The sequence below is a fragment of the Hyphomonas sp. genome (assembly GCF_040882205.1).
In the GTDB taxonomy this organism is placed as follows: Bacteria; Pseudomonadota; Alphaproteobacteria; order Caulobacterales; family Hyphomonadaceae; genus Hyphomonas.
On sequence record NZ_JBBEBT010000153.1, the window covers coordinates 1 to 4,501 of the forward strand.

General features: G+C 65.2%; 5 protein-coding genes. 3 read left to right on the forward strand and 2 right to left on the reverse strand.

Annotation, left to right across the window (positions count from 1 at the left end):
* On the reverse strand, nt 1-871 hold an 871-nt coding region (locus WEA77_RS06120; protein ID WP_368066986.1), incomplete at its 3' end, for a cysteine desulfurase family protein.
* Nucleotides 872-981: 110 nt separating this feature from the next.
* On the opposite strand from WEA77_RS06120, the gene WEA77_RS06125 reads away from it, so the two are divergent.
* Nucleotides 982-1,701 (forward strand): alpha/beta hydrolase, encoded by a 720-nt coding sequence (locus WEA77_RS06125; protein ID WP_368066988.1) that lies wholly within the window; start codon nt 982-984, stop codon nt 1,699-1,701.
* Nucleotides 1,702-1,764: 63 nt separating this feature from the next.
* Complete coding sequence (locus tag WEA77_RS06130) at nt 1,765-2,241, forward strand: N-acetyltransferase family protein (RefSeq protein ID WP_368066989.1); 477 nt, start codon at nt 1,765-1,767, stop codon at nt 2,239-2,241.
* Here the strand turns inward: WEA77_RS06130 and WEA77_RS06135 are convergent.
* Nucleotides 2,238-3,377: an anhydro-N-acetylmuramic acid kinase gene (locus WEA77_RS06135; protein WP_368066990.1), complete on the reverse strand. Its 1,140-nt coding sequence runs from the start codon at nt 3,375-3,377 to the stop codon at nt 2,238-2,240. The genes WEA77_RS06130 and WEA77_RS06135 overlap by 4 nt on opposite strands.
* Nucleotides 3,378-3,429: 52 nt before the next feature.
* On the opposite strand from WEA77_RS06135, the gene tyrS reads away from it, so the two are divergent.
* A partial coding sequence (gene tyrS, locus WEA77_RS06140) for a tyrosine--tRNA ligase (RefSeq protein ID WP_368066991.1) occupies nt 3,430-4,501 on the forward strand: 1,072 nt, incomplete at its 3' end.

Here is a 4,501-nt window from a genome sequence, read left to right on the forward strand (position 1 = left end):
CAAGGCGCGGGCTTTCCTCTCCGATCACCGTGACACCGCCTTCGGCCTTCAGGCGCGATTCCATCGCGTCGCGGTGTTTCGCCAGCGCGGCGTAGTTCGGCAGGTCCCGTACCGCCGCTTCCGCCGCCGCCCCGAAACCGGCGATACCGGCGACATTCTCCGTGCCGGAGCGCAGGCCGCGCTCCTGCCCGCCGCCGTGCAGGAGCGCCTTCAGCGGCGCTCCGGCGCGGTGCCAGAGGGCGCCGACACCCTGCGGCCCGCCGATCTTGTGCGCCGACAGCGCAATGAAATCCGCGCCCAGCAGCGCGGCATTAACCTGAACCTTGCCAAGCGCCTGCACCGCGTCGCACACCGTCAGCCCGCCTGCCGCGCGCACCAGCGCCGCCGCACCGGCAACCGGCTGCAGGATGCCCGTCTCGTTATTGGCGAGCATCAGCACCAGGATCGGCGTGCCTTTTATGGCCGGGTCCCAGCCCGCCAGCCGGGCCTTCAGGTCGCAGAGGTCCGCGCCGCCGTCCTTGCCCACATAGGCCGTCTCCACCGGCACCCCGGCAAACGCGGCGGCCTTCGTGGCCGCCTCATGCTCGATGGCGGAGACGATCAGGGTCGCCTTGCCGTCCAGCGCCAGAACCGCGCCCTGGATGGCCAGGGCAAGCGCTTCGGTGCCGCCGCTGGTAAACAGTATATCTGCAGCCCGTGATCCGATGGCCCCGCCAATCTGACCCCGCGCCTTCTCCACCACGGCCCGCGCCGCCCGCCCGGACCGGTGCACGGACGACGGATTGGCCGCGCCAAGGCCCAGCGCCGCGAGCATTGCTTCGCGAGCTTCGGGCCGCATCGGGGCGGCGGCGTTATAGTCGGCATAGATCATGCCCCTGTATATAGGGATTTCCGGCCAGGACGGCACCCTGCAGAAAAATTTGCATTCTCAGGGCGATTTGGCCTATCTCGCCCCCTTCACTCAATAAAACCGAGGATCAGATGGCAGAAATCATCATTCCGGGCCCGCAGGGGCGGATCGAAGCGCGTTATACTGAGCCGCCATATCCCGGCGCGCCGATTGCGCTCATCCTCCACCCGCACCCGAAAGCGGGCGGAACCATGCAGGATCCGGTCACGATCATGCTCTACCAGCTGTTCGAACGCCAGGGGTTCGGCGTTTTGCGCTACAATTCGCGCGGCGTCGGCCGCTCCCAGGGCGTCTACGACCAGGGCATCGGCGAGCTGGAAGATGCCGCCTATGTCCTCGACTATGTCGAGAACCTGTCGGAAAGCCCCCGTCTTGTCTGGTGCGCCGGCTATTCCTTCGGCGCCTGGATCACGCTGCAGCTGCTGATGCGCCGTCCGGAGATCGACGGCTTCCTCGCCATCTCGCCGCCGGCCAACCACTATGACCTGTCCTTCCTCGCGCCCTGCCCGGCTTCGGGGCTGATCGTGGCGGGCGATGCCGACTCGATCGCCTCGCCGGAAGACATCGAGCGTGCGCTGTCGAAAGTCCGCGTCCAGAAGGGACACAAAGTCGAGCGAGCCAAGATCAAGGGCGCCAACCACTTCTACGTGGACAAGCGCGAAGAACTGCTCGGCGTCTGCGAGGAATACCTGCTGCGCCGTCTCGACGAAGCCGAAAACCAGCTGCGCCTCGAAGCCGAAGAAGGCGCCGAAGCTAACGTGGTCGACGAAGACGAAGACTTCGAAGAATAGGATCCGGCGGCCCGCTCAGGCATGAGCGGGCCCGCGTTCATCTTCTCGGGATATTGCCCCCCCATGGCCACCATCCGGTTTGCTGAAGAGGCCGACACGCCCATCATCCTCGCCTTCATCCGCGCCCTCGCGGTCTATGAAAGGCTGGAGCATGAATGCCTCGCCGACGAAGCGGGCCTCAGCGCGCAGCTGTTCGGCCCGCGCCCGTATGCCGAAGTGCTCCTGATCGAGGAAGACGGCGACGCGCATGGCTTCGCGCTCTTCTTCCATAACTTCTCCACCTTCCTGGCAAAGCCCGGAATTTATCTCGAAGACCTGTTCGTGGACCCTGCCCAACGCGGCAGGGGATACGGCAGGGCCCTGTTGCAACGGCTTGCGGAGATCGCCGTGCAGCGTGGCTGCGGCCGGCTCGAATGGTCCGTTCTCGACTGGAACACGCCGGCCACCGGCTTCTACCTCTCCCTCGGCGCAAGGCCGATGGACGAGTGGACGATCTACCGGCTCGACGGCGAAAAGCTCTCCGCGCTGGCCGGGCGCTAAGTGAAGAGCTGTCCGCCGGTCATCGGCTCCGGCACGCCCGTCGTCATTGGCCAGCTCAGCGGCAGTTTCCGCATCCGCCTTGCGGCAAGATAGGCGAAAGCTTCCGCCTCGATGGAATCGCCTCGCCAGCCCGCGTCTTCCGCCGTCATCAGCCGGCATGACAGCGCGCCTTTCAGCGCCGCCATCAGCGCCGGATTGTTCCGCCCGCCGCCGCACGCAATCACGCGCGCCGGTTTCTCAGGGAGCTGATCAATTCCGGCGGCCACTGCCGCGGCTGAAAACGCCGTCAGCGTCGCGGCGCCATCTTCAAGGGAAAGGCCCTCAGCCATGCCCGCATTGAAATCATACCGGTCGAGAGACTTGGGCAGCTTCTCGGCAAACCAGGCATGGCTCATCAGCCGCGCCAGCCGCGCAGTATCCACCTGGCCGGCCAGCGCGAGCCGCCCGCCGGCATCGTGCGTGCCTTTCCCATGGCGCTCCACCCATTCGTCAATCGGGCCGTTCGCCGGTCCGGTGTCACACGCGATCAGTGTCCCGTCCGACAGCCGCGCGGTGATATTCGCCACGCCGCCAAGGTTCAGCACGACAGCCGCCTCGCCGCCCAGCCGGTCCATAAGGGCGCCGTGATAGGCCGGCGCCAGCGGCGCGCCTTGCCCGCCGGCCCCGACATCGGCCGAGCGGAAATCGCAGACCAGCGGCACGCCCATCGCCGCACGCAGCGCGAACGGATCGACCAGCTGCAACGTCGCGCCCGTCTGCCCGGGCTGCGCACGCCGGTGCAGCACAGTCTGGCCGTGCACACCGGCCAGCAGCGGCGCCGGCGCCCGGGCGAGCCCGGTCAGCATGCCCCAGGCCTCGACATGGGTGCGCGTGATCACGTCCAGCGCCGCCCTGAAGGATGCCTCGGGGATTGGCCCCTGCCAGTTCCAGGTCCGCGCTGCATCCGTCGCCGCCTGCAGGACGGCGCGTTCTGAGGCCGAATACCTGCGCTCTACCGCCGGGCCGAAATCGGTCACCCTCTCCCCGTCGGTCAGGATCATGGCCGCATCGACTGCATCCAGCGAGGTGCCTGACATGAAGCCGGCCACCCAGACCGGGGTGATGGCGGCGGTTGTTTTTTCCGTAGCAGTGTTCAAGCCCTGCCCTTTCCGTGTTAGGCGCGCGTCTGCTCCACGGAGACACAAGAACATGAGCGATTACAAGTCGGAATTCCTGCGCGAGCTCAGCTGGCGCGGCTTCATCAAGGACACGACGCACAAGGCTGAGCTCGATGCCTATTGCGCCCAAGGAAACCCGGTCGCCTATGTCGGCTATGACGCTACGGCAGACAGCCTGCACGTCGGCCATCTCATGACCATCATGATGCTGCGCATCTTGCAGCGCCACGGCGGCAAGCCGGTGGCGCTTATGGGCGGCGGCACGACCAGGATCGGCGATCCGACCGACAAGGAAAAAACGCGTCCCCTGCTGACCGACGACCAGATCAACGCCAACATCGCGGGCATCAAAACCGCGTTCGAACCGTTCATCCGCTTCGGCGCAGGCCCGAACGACGCCATCATGGTCAACAATGACGACTGGCTCGGCAAACTCGGCTATGTCGAAATGCTACGGGCCGTCGGCATGCACTTCACCATCAACACGATGGTGAAACAGGACACCGTCGCCCGGCGCCTCGCAGCCGAGCAGCCCTACTCCTTCCTCGAGTTCAACTACCTGCTGATGCAGTCCTACGATTTCCTCGAGCTTTTCCGGCGCCATGGCTGCCGGATGCAGCTCGGGGGTTCGGACCAGTGGGGCAATATCCTCGGCGGCGTCGACCTGATCCACAAGACAGAGGGCGGCGAAGCCTTTGGCCTGACGGCGCATCTTGTGACAACCTCTTCCGGCGTGAAGATGGGCAAGACCGTTGGCGGCGCCGTCTGGCTGAACGCCGATCGCAAGAGCCCTTACGAATACTGGCAGTTCTGGCGCAATACGGAAGACGCCGATGTCGGCAGGTTCCTGCGCCTGTTCACAGACCTGAAGCAGGACGAGATCATGCGTCTCGAAGCGCTGCAAGGCACGCAGATCAACGATGCCAAAAAGGTGCTCGCGGACGAAACCACTAAACTTCTCCACGGTGAGATAGCGGCTTCAGAAGCTTATACGACTGCGACCTCCGCTCTCTACTCTGTTGGTCCCGTAGAAAGCTTGCCGACTTATGAGATTTCGAAAGGCGAGTGGGACATCTCTCCCTCCACAGTGGCTTTATTGAAAG